We start from the raw sequence: 18,901 nt of genomic DNA on the forward strand, positions 1-18,901 counted from the left end.
TAAGCCTCCGCTGATTTGATTCCTCAGCGGAAGCTGACTTTCCAGCATACCAGAGAGCGTAACCCAAAGCAAATTTTAGCGTTAAGGCAGTCGGTCCCATGTCTTTCCAGAACACGATCCAGGCTGGTTCCGGCCGAGATTCACCTTGAGCCATCCTCGTGAATCAAGTATTTTTCCATATTCATTTTACCACCGTCCGGTTGGATTGTTTCAAACTGCAAGGATGCACGATGAAAGCCCCCCATCTCCTGATGTCGCTGGCCCTGGCCGGCTTGATGCTGACAGGCTGTGACAGCGCCAAAGATTCCATGCCTGAACCAGATGCAGATAAAGCCCCGCGCGTGACGCAGGACGAATCTCCTATGCCTGAAGAAGCAGCGCCAGACTCTACCTCAGGCTCGGAGCGTGAGGAGAAAGAAAAACACGAGACCATCCGCGTCTTCTATGGTACCGACCGCAACCTCACCGGTTCCCCCAAACCCAAAGAGTTCTTCGGCACGAAACGGTCCACACTCTCCCTCGGTTTCTGTGATGTCAGCATCCCTGAAAACCATCAACCCGGAGAACTGGAATCCCCCAGCATCTGGAAACTGGAGTTCCGCGAAAACCCGGATAAGCATGTCGTACTGAAATCGGTCGAGCCAGCCTCCGGTTCGCATTTCCTGACCGAACTCCGTAAGACCATCGAGGATTCCGTCGAAACAAAAGAAACCGCCTCAGGCGTTCTGCAACGGGGCGGCGAAGCTTTTATTTTCATCCATGGATTCAACAACTCGTTTGAAGACGCAGCCCGGCGGACCGCACAGATCGCCTACGATCTGAAATTCAAAGGGGCACCGCTGATGTACAGTTGGCCTTCGCAGAGCAGCGGTTCGATCTGGGCCTACAAGGAAGATGGACGAACCGCACAATGGTGCGAAGAAAACGTCACCCTGTTTGTGGAAGCCATCGCCCGCGAATCCGGGGCACGCAAGATTCACCTCATCGCACACAGCATGGGTAACCGGGTCCTCTCGCGTGCACTCAAAAACATTTCTCAAAAGCTGACACTGGCGCGACAGGAGAAACCTCTGTTTAACGAGGTCATCCTCACCGCTCCCGACATCGACGCCCAGGTCTTTAAAGATTCCATCGCCCCTCACATCGTGCAGACCGCCGACCGATTCACCATCTACTCTTCCTCGGAAGACCTCGCCCTCAAAGCCTCCCGGGTGGTGAATTCGCTCTGGCATCAAAGGCTGGGAGAAGGGGGCTCCTACCTGACGGTCTTCCCCAAATTCAAGAAGATCAACGTGGTGGATGCATCCGACATCGATACAAACCTGTTCGCCCTGGGACACTCTTACCACGCAGACAGCGTCACCGTCCTCTCCGATGTCCGACTGGTGTTCGAAGGGATTCCAGTCCAGCGTCGCAACCTGCGTTCCCTGCTGCAGGATCTGGCCTGGAAGTTCAACAGCAGTGGCGGCAGTCTGCTGGGACGGGCGGTTCGCGGCACTTTCCGTTGAACAGGCAAATGTCACCAACAGCAGACATAAAAAAAGAGCACACCAAAGTGTGCTCTTTCTATTTTGAACTGTCAAAGCAGATCAATCTTGGCAACCTAGCCCAGCGGGAACGGTTCTGGTTCCAGCAGGAAGGGGAAGACGCGAATCGGTTCGCCCATCGTCAGATCATCGGGATACTTCAACTGAGCAGCCCGGTCTGCAGCGAACTGCAAGCGAGTCAGTTCCAGTCCACAGTAATGATCGGCGTTTGACTCCGCGGCCACGTCTGCAAATACTTCACCAGCGGAAGCAGCATGACGACGCACACCATGAATACTGCCTTCGCGAACTTTGATACCGGCAGCGGACAGCTTGACCAGTCCCTTCAGGAAACGGCCTGGAATCGAATCCGGACCACAGACGCGTAACAGACGCTCCCATTCATCATGGGCTTCCCAGTAGTAGCCCAGGTTGAAGAAGTCGATCGCGTTCAGATAGTTCCGGTGCTCCATCCAGTTTTCCTGCGTGAGCGCCTTCGGGGGCTTCGGCTTATTACCGTAGCTGTGGCCCTTGGGATCACGATAGGGATGCGGCAAACTCTTGCCAGGCACAAACGTATATTCAGGCAGTCGGGATGATGGCAGTAGACGTACAACTTCAGCAACAGGATAAACCATCCTCTAAAATCTCCAAATTCTCTTCTAATTAGCTAAAAACAACAAAACTCTGATCTGTCTCATTCATTGACAGATGTGCCTGGGTGGCACGGGAGGCTCTTAAATGTGTCAGGAAATTAGATTTGATATCTGAACCTGACTTATTTATTCATAATAATTTCCGCACAGGTAGCGCAAATTGAAATTACTCGGGCTCCGCCCCTCATCCAAATGGGCTCGCTTGTTGTCGGCTCACAGTCAGCAATCAATGCAGCAGAGAGCAAAGGGGTAGGAAACTGAAAAAACAAGCTGAATCCGCTTATTTTCAAGCTTTAACTCACCCATCATATACAAGCTTTATTGAACTTAAAGACCAGATTTTGCAATTTGCGTCAATTTGAGAAATTTCACCGCAGCGGGTTCCAGTCAGTCAATCCAAGTCGCATGCAAATCAGTTCCCAGGCTTGTACCAATCAAAGCCATTTAACATAACCATATATAGTAAATGGACTTGCAAACGCACCCCGCCATATCACATTCGATCACCATAGCAACCCATAGTGGGTGCTAACAAATTCCCAACACAGGGAAACGACTCCCCACTTCTGATAAACGGGATTCGCCCTCCCCACTCATTTGACACCTGACCATTCCTGCCCCCACCACTGCTCAAACTGAACTTGATCCGCTCTCCCCCAATCATAAATTATCGCAATTGTGCTTCGCGCGCGAGGCGGACGAAATGAGCACTGGAATCTGCGTGACCAGTCATCCAGATGCACCTGAATCGCCGTCGATTTTTCAACCTTTTCACCGGAACCCTCAGCACTACTTCTCAATGTCTCGTACGATTTCAAATCATTTCGGAGCACATTTAGAGCATTTCACAGGCAACTCACACGAAACTCAGATCTTTCATGGAGAATTCAAAGCACAAGCTCCCCTTGACCCCCGCGCGCCGTTCCACACAATCTCACCATCAGTCAACACAAGCAAGACGAATGAGCCGCAGGGCATCAGCCCCGCCTGGAACGGTCATTGGGTCATTGGTACCCATTGTACTCGACCGTCGCGCGCATAGAGAGATGAAAACAGTGAGGCTGACAACATGCGCAGTGCAGATTCATCCCGCTCGAAGGGTTTGCACGAATGTTAGGATAGCACAGCAGGAACCGCCGCTATTCGCGAGCAAACTAGTTGCCCGTCTTCTCCGCCTCTTTCTGACGCGATTCCTCAGCCCGAATTTTCCGCGCCGAGATACTGCGAAACTCCCAGGGCAGCTTCGCGTTTTCCGGCAGCGAATCCAGCACCGCCTGCAGTTCCGCCTGCGACGATCCAGTCGCCCGATCAGTTTTCACGCGTTCGGTTCCCGACAAGTCGTGCTGCTCGAGCGGGTCCTCTGACAGATCATAAAACTCGCCGGTGGAATACAGCTTGAACCGCTGATCGCGAACCACCCGCTGCTTGTAATACTGGGTCAGACACCACGGACGCCAGGGCTCCTCACGGGGCTGATCCAGAATCTGCGGTGCAAACGACCTGCCGTCAATCGTCACTCCCGATGGCAGCGGGGCGTCGGCCAGATCAGCCAGCGTCGGCAGAAAATCGGCCGCATCAATCAGGTCATCGCTGACCCGTTCTCTGCCCACCAGCTTCGGACAATTGATAATCAGTGGCATGTTAATGCCCTGCTCTTTCAGCGAGTAGATCCCCTCTCCCGAAACACGACCGTTGATCCGGCCTCCCAGGCTCTGTTCCGCATTCTGATCGGTCCCGTTATCTGTCCCGTTATCGGGCACGATAAACAGAATCGTATTGTCGCGGATACCCAGTTCGTCCAGCGCCTTGACAAGCCGCCCGATCAGGTGATCCGAATAATTCAGCATGCCCGCAAACTGCTCACGCGGCGTCAGGTCTTCTCCCAGATTATGCGGCGTATGCACCACGGGGATGTGAGTCAGAATCGTAGAGTAATAAGCACAGAACGGCTTATCCCGATGCGTCTTCATATACTCAATCAGGTAGTCGGTAAAAATATCCGGACCGAATTTCCCCTGCGTATCCAGCCGCTTCCCATTCTGAATCACATACGGATCCCAGTAGCGTTTCTTATGAGCCGGATGCCCTTTTTTCCCTTCCGGAAAAATACAGTACTCCTGAAATCCATGCTCGATCAGAGCGTCTTTCTGTGCGGGATCGAACAGATCATTGATCTGCCACTTCCCGGAGATACACGTGTTATACCCTGCATCACGCAGAATCCGGGCGAAGCAGATTTCCCGGTTCCAGTCAAAATAGCCACCCCCGTAAATCGCGGGATCGTGGTGCGTATGCCAGCCCGAACGGAACGGGTAGCGTCCCGTAAGCAGCATATGCCGCGTCGTACTGCAGACCGGCGTCACATAACAGTTGCGAAACCGCAGACCGTTATAAGCCAGATGATCGATGGTCGGCGTCTGATTTTCCGAACTCCCGTAACAGCGGAACCAGTCCTTGCCTACGTTATCGAGCAGAATAAAGATGATGTTCGGGCGCTGGTCCTGCTTTTGTTCCGCAGCCTGCACGGGCAGTGCGAAGAGAACCACGCAGCAGATCAGACAGACATTCACACTCAGACGTTTCATAACACTCTCAGTTCCTGTTTTGAAGCGCAAGTTTCGTTTCCACAGGTTCAACCTGAATCATCGCCGTGGATGCACCCCGCATTTTCTGAATCTGGGGCAGCACTTTCTCACTCGCAATATACCAGGCCATTCCCAGCAATAGCAGAAAGCCGATGCTGGCCAGAATATTCACCCCGATTCCGTTCCGATGTTCGCCCATCACTTTTTTACTGCTCGTCAGCAGCAATAACGCACCTGCAGCCAGAGGGGCCGCCACAACGGTCACCGCCTGGGCAGCGACAATCGCCACCACCGGTCGCGTCCCTGACTGGATCACGTAGAGGGCCACAAACATCCCGGTCAATAAAACTGCTGCCGTCAGGATACGCGTCCATTTATCCTGGGGAGTCCCTCCCAGGCCCAGGCTGTCTGACAGAATAAACCCACCGATCATCGAATTCACAATAAAAGACGAGTAGGCTGCTGAGAACAATCCGATACAGAACAGAATCTGCCCTTTATCACCAAACAGCGGCTGCAATGCATTTCCGACATCACCGACGCCCGACAGATCTTTCCCCCGCAACACTGCGGCAGCGGTCGACATGATCATAATCGTGATCAACGCCATGATCGTGGCGCTGATACAGGCATCGATCCGACCATCTTTCAGGTCCTTAACCTTCCAGCCTTTAAAACGGGCCAGGTAGGACTGATAAAAAGCAGCGGTAATCACAAAGGTCGTTCCCACCAGTCCCAGCAGCGAAATATTCAGGATCGAATCCGAATCACTGCCTGCACTGGGAATAATTCCCTGCGCCATTTCCAGCAGATTGGGTTTGGCAAAAAACAGATTGATGGCAAAGGACGCCAGCATTAAAGCCACGAAGATCGACATCAAGCGTTCGACCAGCTTGTACAGATTCTTGAAGCCGAACAGAAATGCAATCGAGATGGCATTAAAGATCACCACGCCATATTTGAAGTCCGTATAATTCTCAAGAGCGGAGTGCACACCCAGGTTATTACCGAACTGATAGGCCGCCGAGATAAAGAAGACCCCACAACCGATCAGCACCGTCAGTGGCCGTCCGACCATTTTTGCCAGCAACGTGCAGGTTGACTCACTGGTAACCGTTCCCAGCTTCGCCCCCAGCGACGTATACACCAGCATGAAGATAACGGAGACCAGTACGACCCAGATCATGCTGTAGCCGTCTTTCGCCCCCAGATTGGAACTGGTCAAAATACTTCCGGGACCAATCACAACACAGGCGGTTACCAGTCCGGGGCCAATCCGTTGCCACCAGTGGGGCCGGCTATTCGTTGCTGATTCTGCTGCTGCTTCACTCACGGGACGGGTATCCTCAGAAGGTTCTCAAAGTGGTGTGGGGAAAACATATGCAACCTTCATTATGCGAAACTCAAGACAAGACACAATCCTCTTCTTCTTCGTCCGGTTTTATTTTGTAAAGATTCTTAGTAATGTTTAAGATAGCTTTACAGGCGGCTCCTGCGCTGCAGACTGCCGCCTGCTTTCAAGCTGCTCGTTATTCCTCGCCATAGATTCATTCGACCAAAGGATCATCACGTGAAAGCTCTGTTGAATCTGCTCGCCCTGATCTGTCTGCTGTCTGGACTTTTCTCCAATCCTCTGTCTGCTGCGGAGTCCAACCGGAAGCCCAACTTCATCGTCATCTTTTGCGACAACCTGGGCTACGGCGATATCGAACCTTTCGGCTCGACCGTCAATCGGACTCCCTGCTTAAACCGCATGGCACGCGAAGGACGCAAATTCACACACTTCTGTGTGACCGCAGGTGTCTGCACTCCTTCACGGGCCTCCATTATGACCGGCTGTTACTCACAGCGGGTCGGCATGCACTGGAATCCCCGCGACGGACAGGTACTGCGCCCGATCTCTCCCTATGGTCTGAATCCTGAAGAAGTCACAGTTGCCGAAGTCCTGAAGCAGAAAGGCTACAAGACCGGCATGATCGGGAAATGGCACCTCGGAGATCAGCCCCCTTTTCTCCCCACCAAACAGGGCTTCGATTATTTCTATGGCATTCCCTACAGCGATGACATGACCCAGGCCGTCGGACAGCGACTCGGCGATCGCCTGGATGGCAAAAACTGGCCTCCCCTGCCCGTCATGCTGAACGATACCGTCATCAGAGCGGGCGTCGATCGTAATCTGCTCACCAAAGACTACACCGAAAAAGCGGTCGAGTTTATTGAACAAAACAAAGACGAGCCCTTCTTCCTCTATTTCCCACAGGCCATGCCCGGCAGTACCAGCAAACCGTTCGCCAGTGATGCCTTCCGGGGCAAAAGTAAAAATGGCCCCTGGGGAGACAGCATCGAAGAACTCGACTGGTCGACCGGACAACTGCTCGACAAACTCGTAGAGCTGGGCATTGATGACAACACGCTCGTCGTCTGGACATCAGACAATGGCTCTCCCATGGCCCGGGACATGAACAGCACCGAACGGGGAACCAACAAACCACTGCACGGTCGCGGCTACACTACTTCGGAAGGAGCCTTCCGCGTCCCCACCATCATGTGGTGGCCGGGCCGCGTTCCCGCCGACACCGTCTGTACCGAACTGGCAACCACCATGGACCTGCTCCCCACCTTCGCCGACCTGGCGGGCGCCAAAGTACCCACCGATCGCATCATCGACGGACACGATATCCAACCACTGATCTTTGGCAAAGAGGGTGCGAAAAGCCCCTACGATGTCTTCTACTATTACGCGATGGATCAGTTACAGGCCGTTCGCAAAGGTCCCTGGAAACTGTTTGTGCCACTCAAAGAATTCAGTCGGCACCCGCACTTCAAAAAAGGAGAAGGCTCTCAGCCGCTCCTGTTTAACGTAGTCACCGATATCAGCTGCGAGCACAATGTTGCCGACCAGCATCCGGAGATCGTCAAAGAACTGCAGGCCCTCGCCGAAAAGGGACGTGCCGATCTGGGAGGCACCAATCGCCCCGGTGCCAACCAGCGCAAAGCGGCGCACATTGAAAATCCGGTACCCCCGACCCTCAAAACAACATCCACGAAATAATCATGATTCCAAACAGAGTTTCGGACTCAACCAGCATACGAAAGAATTCCATGCATTCACTGGAAACCGACTGCCGGACCGTTAAGCAGAAACTGGATTCAGATCAAAACTTTGTTCTGCTCGACTGCCGGGAACAGAATGAATATGACCACGTCCATATCGACGCAGCCCGCCTGCTCCCGATGAGTGAAATTCAGGAACGGATCGGAGAACTGGAAGACCTCCGTTCCGAGGAAATCATCGTCTACTGCCATCACGGCATGCGGAGTCTGCAGGTCGCCAGTTGGCTGTCACAAAATGGTTTTACGAATGTCAAAAGTATGCAGGGGGGCATCGATGCCTGGTCCTGCGAAATCGATGATACCAAGCCGCGGTATTGAACCTGAACATAGCCGCGGCCCGTCCGCGTTGATACAATGTGCTCTCCGTTTTTAATGCCACACCTGATGAATCCACTGTGGGAGTTTGCGATGTCTTACGAACATGTCTTTTATCTGTTTCCGCTGGTCGTCGGAATGGTGCTCAGCAATACCACACAGGCCACCGCAGCCGATGAGCCCCTGGTCTTCATTTCAGCTTTCGCCCCCGGTGACGAGGGTGCCATCCATGCCTACAAATTCAATCCCGAGACAGGCGAGCTCACCCAGGTCGCACGCACCGCTGATGTCGAGCATCCCTTCTTCCTCGCCGTGTCCCCCGACAATCGCTACCTGTACTCGATTCATGCCCCCGGTAAATTCAGCGGCAAAGACAATGAATTTGTCTCCGCCTTCGAACTGGAAGGACGCACCGGCAAACTGAAACTGCTCAATCGGCAATCATCACTGGGAACCGCTTCCTGTTACCTCGATATCGACGACACCGGTAAAGCAGTTGTAGTCGCTAACTACACGACAGGCAGTGTCGCTTCTCTCCCCGTCAAAGCCGATGGTTCGCTGGGAGAAGCAGCCACGTTCGTGCAGCACGAGGGTTCCAGCGTGAATCCCAAGCGTCAGAAAGAACCGCACGCACACTGCAGCGTCATCAGCCCGGACCAGAAATATGTCTTCGCTGCCGATCTGGGGCTCGATAAAATCATGGCCTACAAACTGGATCCCCAGTCCGCGAAACTGACTCCCGCTCAGCAGCCGTTTGTGAGAACCATCCCCGGTGCCGGCCCGCGCCATCTGACCTTCCATCCGAATGGAAAGCAGATGTATGTCATCAACGAACTCAAGAACTCCATCACGGAATTCGATTACGATCCCGCAAACGGCTTTCTGATCGAAGGGCAGACCATTAATACCCTGCCCCCGGACTTCACCGATGTCAGCCACTGTGCCGACCTGAAATTCACTCCCAATGGTCGGTTCCTCTACGGGACGAATCGCGGTCATGACAGCCTGGCGGCTTACAGTGTCGACCCAGAAGGAAAATTATCGCTGATCGAAATCATCCCCAGCCTGGGCAAAGGACCGCAGAACCTGGCCATTACCGCGGACGGGAAGTATCTGCTCTGTGCGAATATGCCGGGGAATAACGTCGTGGTCTTCGCCATCGACCAACAGACCGGCAAGCTGACAGCCGTCGGCGAACCGATCTCCATCCCCAGCCCGTCCTGCATCATGATTCGTTAATCCGCAACAGACGGAAAGGAAAGTCTACTCGGACGGCGTTTCAGCCTTGGGTGGTTCGTCTTCGCTCTCTTCAGGGTGTTTTGCATCATACTGTTCCATCAGCAGAGAAGGGCAGGTTTCTTCCTCTTCGCATTGTTTGCAAATCACCTGAATCAGGTCGGCACCACCCAGGCGCAGCTGATTTTCTTCGCAATACTTGTAGAGTGTTTTCAAATGCGTACAGACCATGATTGGGGCTCCTCTGTATCAAATAATCGTTCCCTGTGAGTACAGGGAACAGTGAATTGTGTGTGTTGTCCGATATTGTCGATTGTCTTCAGTTATCCTGCAAGAGGAAAATCGGAACACCTGATTCTCGTCTCAGCCTGAGTTGCTTCCGCAGCAACAGTCACAGTACGATACGGAAACGGCCCCGTGGCCTTCCCCCTGTATGTTATTTAAGGTCGTTAGCGCTGCGATCCTCATTGAAAACCGAACTCATTGAAAACCGAACCAGGACAAGTAACTCATGACTCACTCCTCTGAACCCTGGACGTTTCTACATGTCAATGACAGTCATATGGGAACCGCACGTTCCTATCGCTTCCGCCCTGCCATCAATAAACGCTGGGCGGCGATTAAACAGCAGATGTCGGAAATCGACGCCGACCTCCTGCTCCACGGCGGCGACCTGACGCGTGACGGCGATACGCATGAATTCGAATACCAGCAGGCACGCGAAGACCTGAATACACTCCCCTTCCCGACATTCATCATCCCCGGAAACATGGATGTCGGCAACAAACACACCGCCGTCAACGGGGTCAAACCGCGCTGGGATCCCAAAGGCCTCGGCTGGAATGACCCGGACCTGAATATGACCGCCGAACGCCTGGACCTGTTCAGCAATTACTTTGGCCCGCTACAGTGGACCTTCATGCATAAGGAGATCCGCTTCACCGGCTTCTATGCCGCCGTCGCAGGCACCGGCCTGCCCCATGAAGACCGCTTCTGGCGCATGCTGGAACAACTCCCCGATCTGCCTGCAGGGAAACATCATGTCGCCGTCATGCATTACTGGCCCTTCATGGAATCCCCCGATGAACCGGACTGGGACCCAACCAAAGGCGAGGAATACGACAACTGGTATTTCTCAATCAATCCGCCACACAGGCAAAGGTTGTGGGAGATCCTCAAAGCAGCCAAAGTGGAGATTCTGTTCTGCGGTCACGTCCATACGGGACGCGCCGTGCAACTCATCGACGGCATTCGCATTTACCGCACCCAGGCGGCAGGCAACACCGGACAATTGGCAGAGCGCTGGCCCGAAGCAGACACCCGCTTCGGATTTCATCGCTGCGATGTTTCAAAAGCCGGGATCGATGTCACCTTCATTCCCGGCCTCGACCAGTGCGACGAGTTCGGCACTTTCGGACCGCTGGGACATCCCCCGGTCGAAGAACGTGATTACTCGGTCGCGGAAGAAAAACCGCCCCTGGTTCCCGACGCCCATCATTAATTCCCGTTGAAGAGATTAACCATGCACGGACGCGTCTTTATTGCAGTCAGTCTGGACGGATTCATCGCCCGTAAAGATGGCTCCCTGGACTGGCTTCCCGGCAGTGATGGTGCCGGCGATCAGCCAGCAGAAGATTTCGGTTATCAGCAATTCATGAACGGAATCGACGTTCTCGTGATGGGCCGTCATACGTTTGAAACGGTTCTCTCCTTCGGCACCTGGTCCTACGGCGATAAACGGGTGATCGTCCTCAGCAGCCAGTCGATTAGTCTACCAGATGATCTGCCCGCCTCGGTCGAAGTCAGAAACAGTTCGCCCACGCAGCTGTTTCAGGATCTGACAGCAGAAGATCTACACAATGCCTACATCGACGGCGGCATTACGATCCAGCGATTTCTTGCAGCCGGACTGATCGACGAGCTGATCATCACGCGCATTCCCACCTTGATTGGCGAGGGACTGCCCCTGTTCGGCAAACTCGCACAGGACATTCCGCTCCAGCATCGGGAGACGCGTTCCTTTGAAAACGGTTTCGTGCAAAGCAGATATGCAGTGCAGTCTGCAGTATCTTCAGACTGATTGTTTTTGCGACGAAATTCCCAGGATTCCGCTTCCCGCCCGAGGCGAAATCGCAGTATACTCCACCGCAGAAGACACCCACCCCGTGTGGGAAGCCTCCCCGCTATTGCCTGCCCGTCTGATTCACGAAAGGAACAGACCATGTCAACGCGAATTATTGCCTGCACTCTCATCTGCCTGCTCTCATCCACGCTGCTTTCAGCAGCAGATAAACCCGATAAAACTGCGGTCCTGGATGCCGAACTGATGAAAGCGGTCAAAACGCTGGACGAAGCCTTTTCCAAGCGGGACAAGGAAACGATTCGCAGAATGACCGACGAGCGGCACATCTCCATCGCGCCCAGCTACCAGTTTTTCAGCCAGAAAGATCAGTTGGAGGCTCTACCCGAACTCAAGCTGAGCCTCTTCAAAGCCAGCCCGAAAAAGATCATTCACACCACTCCCAGCGCGGCCATCATCACCTACGAAGCGCAAATTGAAGGAACCTTCGAAGGTAAGCAGCTGGCCAAACATGTGCAGATTCTGGAATGCTGGATTAAACGCAAGGGAGAGTGGCTTGAAGTCTCCTACCAGGAAACGCCCATTCCCTGATCGAACCGGTCGCAGCGCAGGAACTTCAGGAATTCGCGGGTTCCTGCCCGGCCTCTTTCATCCAGGTCTGCAGCATGTCACGCAGCATACCCAGTTCCTTCAACAATTGTCCCTGGTCTTTGTTCGCATGTTCGAAGCACCAGGGCCCCCGAAATCCGGCCTGCCAGCCAATTTCGAAACAGCGTTTGAGATCGTACAGCGGATGCTCACCGCGGGGACCAATGGCCCGCGCCTTGAAGTCACAGGTGACTGCAATCGGAAACGTCTTCGCCAGCCCCGCGTAACGCAGTTCATCACTGTCCCAGTTCCCCGTATCGGGACAGGCAGCCACCTGATGACCAATCGCCTTGACCAGTTTGACGACTGACTCGGGATCGTTCTGCATCCAGCCATAATTCTCGACCAGCAGTTGGACGTTGCGTTCCGCACCGTAATCACACAACTCCCGGTAACTGTCGATATGAATCTGCATATCGGGACGCTGCCTCCGAGGCAGCGGACGCGCCCACTTCAGCCCCAACTCGGAAGCCACATCGATCGACGCCTTATAGGTTTTCAACGCGTGTGCGCGGGTGGCCTGATCGGGACTGTTCATATCCAGCTTTCCCTGGTTCATTTTCAGGTTGGTCAACACGCATCCCGCCCGATCCGCTGCATTCCGCAACTGCTCCAGATACTTGCCAGCGGTCACTGACACTGTGGACGTATTCAGATCGATGATCGTCATCCCCAGTTCCTCCCGCAGCATGCGGGGCAGATCCAGCAGAGAAATTTTTCCCTGGGCAGCCCGGGGCGAGAGATGCCCTGAAAGAGAAGAAGTCGTGATCCCCAGCGCACGCTCAAGTGCGGGAGCCGCCTTGGCTTTCTGCCCTGAATCAGCCTTGATAGACCGTTGATCCAGCAACGGAATCGCCAGGGCACCGCTGCCCGCCTGTAGAAACGCTCTTCGTGAAAACTTCATTTTTGCTTCTCCGCTTCAGAACGCTACAATGCATGCGCGACAACTTCGATCTGCCATCGTACGCCAGTTCAAAGTCAGATGTCATCCGGAAATATTGATTTTTCTGAAACGCAGGCCACTCCAATGAAGTATTTCCCCTGAACGGACTTCCCTCATCAGTCGACTTTCATTCGAACGAATTGCCGATCATGCCCGATTCTCTACTTCGATTCTGTACGCTGCTCCTGATCTGCTGCTGCCTGCAATCAGCCTCGGCCCGGGAGCAGGCACGCCCCGAAATTCAGTCCAGCGCCGGCCCTCTGCAGTTCAAAGACATTCGCTACCTCACCCGTTCACTCGCTGATTTTCCGAACCGCAAGGCATTCGTCATCGTCGCCTGCAACACGACCTGCCCCCTCGTCAAACGCTACATCCCTAAACTCAAACGCCTCGAACAGCAATATCGCCCGCAGGGAGTTCAATTCATCGCCCTGCATACCGGCCCCGCTGATTCCATTCGCGAGATCGCCGAATTTGCGGTAGAACATGAAATCCCCTTCCCCAATGTCCAGGATCGCAAGGGAACCTCCGTCGCCGCTCTGGGACTGACCCGCACGCCGGAAGTCGCCGTGCTGGATGCCAGCTACCGTCTCCATTACCGCGGCCGCATCGATGACCAGTACCGCATCGGAGGTTCGCTGCCGCGACCTTCTCAGGAGAATCTGACGGCCGCGATTGAAGGAGTCCTGCACGGAACACCAATTTCCGTGACAGAAACCAACGTGGATGGCTGCCTGATTACCCACGCAGCCGAAACAGAGCCCGACCGGTCACTCACGTATTACCATGACATTCAGCCACTCATACAAAAACATTGCACGGACTGTCATCGCCCCGGCACTGAAGCCCCCTTCGCTTTAACAACGCTCGCTGAAGTTCAGAATAACGGTGCGATGATCGCCGAGGTCGTCTCCGACCAGCGCATGCCTCCCTGGTATGGAGGGACTTCACACGCCGAGTTCGCCAATCACCGGGGCATGTCCCGCCGGGAACGTAAACAGGTCACGGACTGGGTCGAGTCAGGCATGCCCGCCGGTATAGAACCCTCCGATTTCAAACCTGTGCTCACTGAAGTCGACGCCGGTAAGTGGCTCATCGGCGAACCTGATCTCAAAATCAGCATGCTGGAAAGACACGCCCTCCCCGCAGAAGGATACATTCCCTACCGCTACACCATTCTCCCCTACGTCTTCCCCGAGGATACCTGGGTCTCTGCAATCGAAATCAAACCCGACAATCCCGGCGTCGTCCATCACTGCAACATGGCGGCTGTCACCTTAACGAAGAAATGGGACGAATCGAATTTCCTCACCGGAAAAGTGCCGGGCTCGGGACCGATGATGCTGCCCGAGGGACTGGGAGTCATGATCCCCAAAGGGAGTGCCCTGGCGTTACAGATTCATTACACCTCGACCGGCAAACCGGAAAACTGCCGCATCTCGGTCGGCTTTAAATACGTGCAGGGCAAAGTTCAGAAAAGGTATCGCTTCCTGATCATCAAAAATACGAAATTCGAGATCCCCCCGGAAGCCCCGCACCACGAGGTCAGGAACACCCGCACACTCAAACAGGATGCCCACGGCATCGGACTCTTCGCCCACATGCACCTCCGCGGCAAAGATCTCTCCTTCCTGGCCCATTACCCGGAAGGGAAACAGGAAAAACTGCTGGTGATTCCCAATTACAGCTTCGACTGGCAAATCGGTTATCTCTGGAAAGATCAGCGGCACTTCTTCCCCAAAGGCACCCGCATCGAAGCCATCGCCCATTACGACAATTCGGCGTTCAATCCCTTTAATCCGGATCCAGGTGCCACCGTCAGGGAGGGACCGCAGACCTACCATGAAATGCTGTACGCGTTCTTCTTCTACACCTATGCGAATGAGCGGCTGAATCTGACCATCGATCCCCGTACCGGACAGGCGGTTCCCTGACCGGCGCCTGCAGGCTGCTTTCTGGTTGAGAACTGGTTATGATTGTCAGGACGTAAGCGTTATCTGCAGTATCAACCGAAGCCGACTGTTTGCCGAGAATCCTCATGCGTGTCCTGTTCCTGATCTCCGGGAAGAATGTTCCCTCCTCTCGATTTCGGGTGCTGAATTACCTCCCCTTTCTCAAACAGGCAGGCATCTCCTGTACGGTTCTCGCCAGTTACCCCGAAAAATATGAGCACATCCCCTGGCTCGGCTACCGCCTCAGCTACCTGCTCAAACGCATCACCCGCTACCTGCATTATCTCTACGCCTGTCTGCGCCCCTTCGATCTGATTTTCATCGAACGGGAAATCTTCGACGTCCCGGCCTACGACATGGAACTCCGGTTCCTGAACCGACCCGCCAAATGCGTTCTCGATATTGACGATGCGATTTTTCTCCGCTATCCCGAGAAATTCCAGGTCCTGGCGGAGAAAGTCGACCTGCTCATCGCCGGCAATCAGAATCTCTGTGCAGTCGCACGTAAACATAACGACCGGGTCCGCCTGCTCCCCACGTCGGTCATCACCGGCAAATACCCCCTCAAGGATTTTAGCCAGCCCTCCACCGCAAAACCAGTCATCGGCTGGACCGGGCTGGATACCAACATCCCGAATCTGAAACTCGTCGTCCCCGCACTCAACCGCCTGGCAGAAAAATATGAATTCACACTCTGTATCATCTCAGCCTCCCCCGATCCAATCGCAGAGCTTGAGCTGAACGGAGTCGAAGTCCGCCACCTGGTCTGGAGTTCGGAAACGGAATACCAGGACCTCTCCGCCTTCGACATCGGCATCATGCCGTTAGAGGACGATGAATGGTCCCGCTACAAATGCGGCTTAAAGCTGTTGCAGTACATGGCCCTGGGCATCCCAGCCGTCGCGTCGCCGGTCGGCGTCAATGCCGAGATCATTGAACAGGGAGAGAATGGGTTCTGTGCCGATTCAACCGACGCCTGGTACACCTCCCTGGAGCAGTTACTCACCTCACCCGAGCTGCGCAAACAAATCGGTCTCAGCGGCCGGAAAACGGTCGAGAAAGAATTCGATGTCGAACGCAACAACCAGCGTTTGATACAGTTCCTGGAAGAGACTGTGGACGGGCCTTGAAGTATGAGTTTTCTATTTGTTAGTCGGTAAAATCATTCACTTTAGCCATTCCGAGCACTTAAAGCAGGACCTGATTCAATTCGCTTTTCCAACCTTAAATATTTTCGCATCAAAATGCATATGTTCATAATTACCAATGAGCCAGTTTTTCTGATCTTCACTTAACTTATCATTGGATGATTTCACTTCAACAAATATCAACTCACCATCTTTGTAAACCAATAAATCTGGCCATCCACAGAAATTTTTCCAGTAGTTTCGTATAAGAAAGTGCAACACCTTTTTTAAGTTCTGTTTACCTAATATCTTTAATATCTTTTTTGCTTTATCAACATCATCCTGCCTATGAGCCCATAAATATTGCCTCAGATTATTACTATGCTCAAACCAGTAATCGAAGAGCCACTCAACATCATCTAAGCTTTCAATATGTTCTTTTATTTCTGCTTCACGACGAAAATAATATCCTTCACATCCAAAATCATCCGGCATCTGCATACGCACCATTGATCTTGGTGTCACATCCATGTCAAAGTCAGTTCTATTACCAAAACTCGACCATCTAATATTTGGATCATCTGGATCCTCCATAAGTATCCACATAAAGATACCAAACAATACATGAAAAGGGACGCTTTCCGTTTCGATTGTTTTATAGCCTCTGTTTTCGAAGTATCTCATTGCAAATTGTTCTACTTTTAGAACTTCGTTTTCATATTCTATACCAACCTTCCGTTCATCTCTTTTTACATGTTTCGCTTTTACTAAGATGACTTCTGTGCTTGTTTGGTCTATTACTTCTCTTTGAGTGATCTCGGTATAATCATATTTTGGATTTTTTTCATGTAACGATTTCAGTTCCTCGATAACTTCCTTTTCAATTGCTTTTCTTTCTTTGGAAAATTCATCTCCTAAATGACCAAGATAAGTTGGATCTAGCTCTGGATGACTAGCGTAAAATCTTTTTGTAGTTTCGAAAGTTATTTCACGCCAATAGAAACGAGTTACTTTTGTTGTCCTCCCTGGCATCGATGAGACAGGTGCTGCTGTAACTTTTTCCCCTCTACATTCTTGGCAAATGTTTTTTTGAAAACCGATAGTAACCGGAATCCTTTCTTGTGTATCTAACTTCGAACCTTGACTAAGCTGATGAGGAAGATGTATTTCTCCATAATCTTTGTCACACATACACATCATCACCTCATTACAAGCTCGACATTGATACTTTCTTATTAGCTCGTACTGATTGAGACATATTACATGTTTATGTTTACATTCATTCATAATAATGCATCATTATTCATTGCTACTAGTGATTTTCTTTTGGGACTTGTTTTCCAGTTCATCCATTTCATCAAGCCATTGTTTATGTTCAGCTACGATCTCTGGATTACGATGCGAGAAATGATACTGTTTTTCGTCAATTGGTTCGCATTGAATAAAAGACAGGTCGAGCTTGTAATTTATCTGAGGTTCAAAACAATGATACAAATTTGATTCAGTAGGCTGTCCATCTAAAAGCCAGTCTGATCTCAAATGAAATTGTGACCTTACAAATTTCATTTTTGATCGATGCACTCGCCACAAATCTGTAACGTAATCAACATATGTCTCATCACTAAAATATATTCCGTTCATAGAATGATAAAATTGTAGCGCATTGATTTTTGATATGTCACTTCTTTCAAAAATGTCATAAAACATCGATTGTTTAAATGTCACTCCATATTTGTCTCTATCAATCAACATAATGGCCGTCCATGGATTAATTGGGAAAAATATTTGTAAGCCAGGTGACTGGAGACCCAAAACTCCACGATTTTTAACATTACGCAGATAAGTATTGAGAAACACGACTGGAGCATCACTAAAAACAAATGGATAATCTGTTTGATTTCTTAATAGATATAGATCCAAATCCATAATTAATGGCACGCTCTCTAAAGCAATACCAATACCCCGCAAAGCTGACACCCAGTTGTCTTCCACTAATTCAACTTGTTCATCGTCAATATATCTGACTAAATCATCATCTCCTTCATGCTCAAGATAATCACGAAAACACCTTAGGAAGAGTGCCATGTTTGCTGGAGAAGTTTTGGCAATCTGGTGTGCTGTCCGAGCTCTTTGAAATAAAATAGCTTCGAAGAGCCAAGCCAGTTCTTGATCAGAAAAGAAGGGAGAACTACCATCCCAGGCAATCTGAAGTGCTGCGCATATTGCCTTACTGTAGTTAGCTTCAAGTGATGAAAATTGAGACTCTATTTCTTGAGACCCATAAAAGTTTTTCTTTGAACACTGCCCTTTGATAGGAGCATTATTTATAACTCTCCCACACTCATTAAGAAGAAGAGAAATCTGTCTGCTGCCATTTGAGAAGTTCTTGAAATAAAACTGTGGAACAAAATGTTGATTGGCATACTCCGTCATTTAAATCAGCTTTCTGAAGAATGGGTAATTATCTACAACACTTCATAGAAATCGATTTATTTGTACGAAGCCTAAAATAAACATTATACAACCATACTGTTCTTTAAGACACGTTTTTTAATTAATCGGTTCGCACCATGCCCAGGCGCGCAAAAAAAGCCTCACTCAGATTTCTCTGAGTGAGGCTTTGATATAGCAAAAGGTTGGTGGTCAAACTTTAAGAGCATCGTCCTCATCAGGTTGTTGATCGGACTGCTATTGATAAACAGTCATCAAGTATCCTTAG

The 18,901-nt window shown here is 51.6% G+C and carries 16 protein-coding genes; 9 read left to right on the plus strand and 7 right to left on the minus strand.

The window, feature by feature from the left end; all coding sequences use genetic code 11:
• The first annotated feature begins 230 nt into the window (after positions 1–230).
• Positions 231–1,508: an alpha/beta hydrolase gene (locus RID21_RS24815; protein ID WP_155365811.1), complete on the plus strand. Its 1,278-nt coding sequence runs from the start codon at positions 231–233 to the stop codon at positions 1,506–1,508.
• A 95-nt stretch (positions 1,509–1,603) separates the two neighbouring features.
• Here the strand turns inward: RID21_RS24815 and RID21_RS24820 are convergent, their stop codons facing one another.
• The 3 genes from RID21_RS24820 to RID21_RS24830 all read right to left on the minus strand — a co-directional run bounded on the left by RID21_RS24820 (position 1,604) and on the right by RID21_RS24830 (position 6,100).
• Positions 1,604–2,164: a DUF309 domain-containing protein gene (locus tag RID21_RS24820; RefSeq protein WP_145042995.1), complete on the minus strand. Its 561-nt coding sequence runs from the start codon at positions 2,162–2,164 to the stop codon at positions 1,604–1,606.
• Between the two features lie 1,172 nt (positions 2,165–3,336).
• Entirely contained in the window at positions 3,337–4,767 is a 1,431-nt protein-coding gene (locus tag RID21_RS24825) for a sulfatase family protein (RefSeq protein ID WP_350193619.1), read from the minus strand.
• Between the two features lie 7 nt (positions 4,768–4,774).
• A complete protein-coding gene (locus tag RID21_RS24830) occupies positions 4,775–6,100 on the minus strand; it encodes an Nramp family divalent metal transporter (RefSeq protein ID WP_155365809.1) in 1,326 nt (441 codons plus the stop codon).
• A 246-nt stretch (positions 6,101–6,346) separates the two neighbouring features.
• On the opposite strand from RID21_RS24830, the gene RID21_RS24835 reads away from it, so the two are divergent.
• The 3 genes from RID21_RS24835 to RID21_RS24845 all read left to right on the plus strand — a co-directional run bounded on the left by RID21_RS24835 (position 6,347) and on the right by RID21_RS24845 (position 9,435).
• Entirely contained in the window at positions 6,347–7,819 is a 1,473-nt protein-coding gene (locus RID21_RS24835) for a sulfatase family protein (RefSeq protein WP_502892631.1), read from the plus strand.
• 50 nt (positions 7,820–7,869) lie between these two features.
• Positions 7,870–8,199, plus strand: coding sequence for a rhodanese-like domain-containing protein (locus RID21_RS24840; RefSeq protein WP_350193621.1), 330 nt, complete (start codon positions 7,870–7,872; stop codon positions 8,197–8,199).
• Positions 8,200–8,289: 90 nt separating this feature from the next.
• Positions 8,290–9,435, plus strand: a complete 1,146-nt coding sequence (locus RID21_RS24845; protein WP_350193623.1) for a lactonase family protein — start codon at positions 8,290–8,292, stop codon at positions 9,433–9,435.
• Positions 9,436–9,459: 24 nt separating this feature from the next.
• Here RID21_RS24845 and RID21_RS24850 read toward each other — a convergent pair whose 3' ends face one another.
• Positions 9,460–9,663 carry a hypothetical protein gene (locus tag RID21_RS24850; protein ID WP_145189933.1) on the minus strand — a complete coding sequence of 68 codons (204 nt, stop codon included), beginning with the start codon at positions 9,661–9,663 and terminating at the stop codon, positions 9,460–9,462.
• Between the two features lie 280 nt (positions 9,664–9,943).
• Here RID21_RS24850 and RID21_RS24855 point away from each other — a divergent pair, with 280 nt between their 5' ends.
• From RID21_RS24855 to RID21_RS24865, 3 genes are all read left to right on the plus strand, one after another.
• A complete protein-coding gene (locus tag RID21_RS24855) occupies positions 9,944–10,933 on the plus strand; it encodes a metallophosphoesterase family protein (RefSeq protein ID WP_350193625.1) in 990 nt (329 codons plus the stop codon).
• Positions 10,934–10,954: 21 nt separating this feature from the next.
• Positions 10,955–11,512 carry a dihydrofolate reductase family protein gene (locus tag RID21_RS24860; protein ID WP_350193627.1) on the plus strand — a complete coding sequence of 186 codons (558 nt, stop codon included), beginning with the start codon at positions 10,955–10,957 and terminating at the stop codon, positions 11,510–11,512.
• Between the two features lie 141 nt (positions 11,513–11,653).
• Positions 11,654–12,103: a nuclear transport factor 2 family protein gene (locus tag RID21_RS24865; protein ID WP_350193629.1), complete on the plus strand. Its 450-nt coding sequence runs from the start codon at positions 11,654–11,656 to the stop codon at positions 12,101–12,103.
• Between the two features lie 25 nt (positions 12,104–12,128).
• On the opposite strand, the gene RID21_RS24870 is transcribed toward RID21_RS24865, so the two are convergent.
• Positions 12,129–13,064 carry a sugar phosphate isomerase/epimerase family protein gene (locus tag RID21_RS24870; RefSeq protein ID WP_350193631.1) on the minus strand — a complete coding sequence of 312 codons (936 nt, stop codon included), beginning with the start codon at positions 13,062–13,064 and terminating at the stop codon, positions 12,129–12,131.
• A gap of 188 nt (positions 13,065–13,252) precedes the next feature.
• Between RID21_RS24870 and RID21_RS24875 the strand changes: the two genes are divergently transcribed.
• Together RID21_RS24875 and RID21_RS24880 are read left to right on the plus strand one after the other, a co-directional pair.
• The gene (locus RID21_RS24875; protein ID WP_350193633.1) at positions 13,253–15,037 is read left to right on the plus strand and encodes a redoxin family protein; all 1,785 of its coding nucleotides are present in this window, start codon (positions 13,253–13,255) and stop codon (positions 15,035–15,037) included.
• A 104-nt stretch (positions 15,038–15,141) separates the two neighbouring features.
• Entirely contained in the window at positions 15,142–16,185 is a 1,044-nt protein-coding gene (locus RID21_RS24880) for a glycosyltransferase family 4 protein (protein ID WP_350193635.1), read from the plus strand.
• 75 nt (positions 16,186–16,260) lie between these two features.
• Here the strand turns inward: RID21_RS24880 and RID21_RS24885 are convergent, their stop codons facing one another.
• Both RID21_RS24885 and RID21_RS24890 read right to left on the minus strand, forming a co-directional pair.
• Positions 16,261–17,373 (minus strand): VRR-NUC domain-containing protein, encoded by a 1,113-nt coding sequence (locus RID21_RS24885; protein ID WP_350193637.1) that lies wholly within the window; start codon positions 17,371–17,373, stop codon positions 16,261–16,263.
• Positions 17,374–17,481: 108 nt separating this feature from the next.
• A complete protein-coding gene (locus tag RID21_RS24890) occupies positions 17,482–18,615 on the minus strand; it encodes a DUF4238 domain-containing protein (protein WP_350193639.1) in 1,134 nt (377 codons plus the stop codon).
• Positions 18,616–18,901: the final 286 nt, after the last annotated feature.

It is taken from the genome of Gimesia sp., from assembly GCF_040219335.1.
In the GTDB taxonomy this organism is placed as follows: Bacteria; Planctomycetota; Planctomycetia; order Planctomycetales; family Planctomycetaceae; genus Gimesia.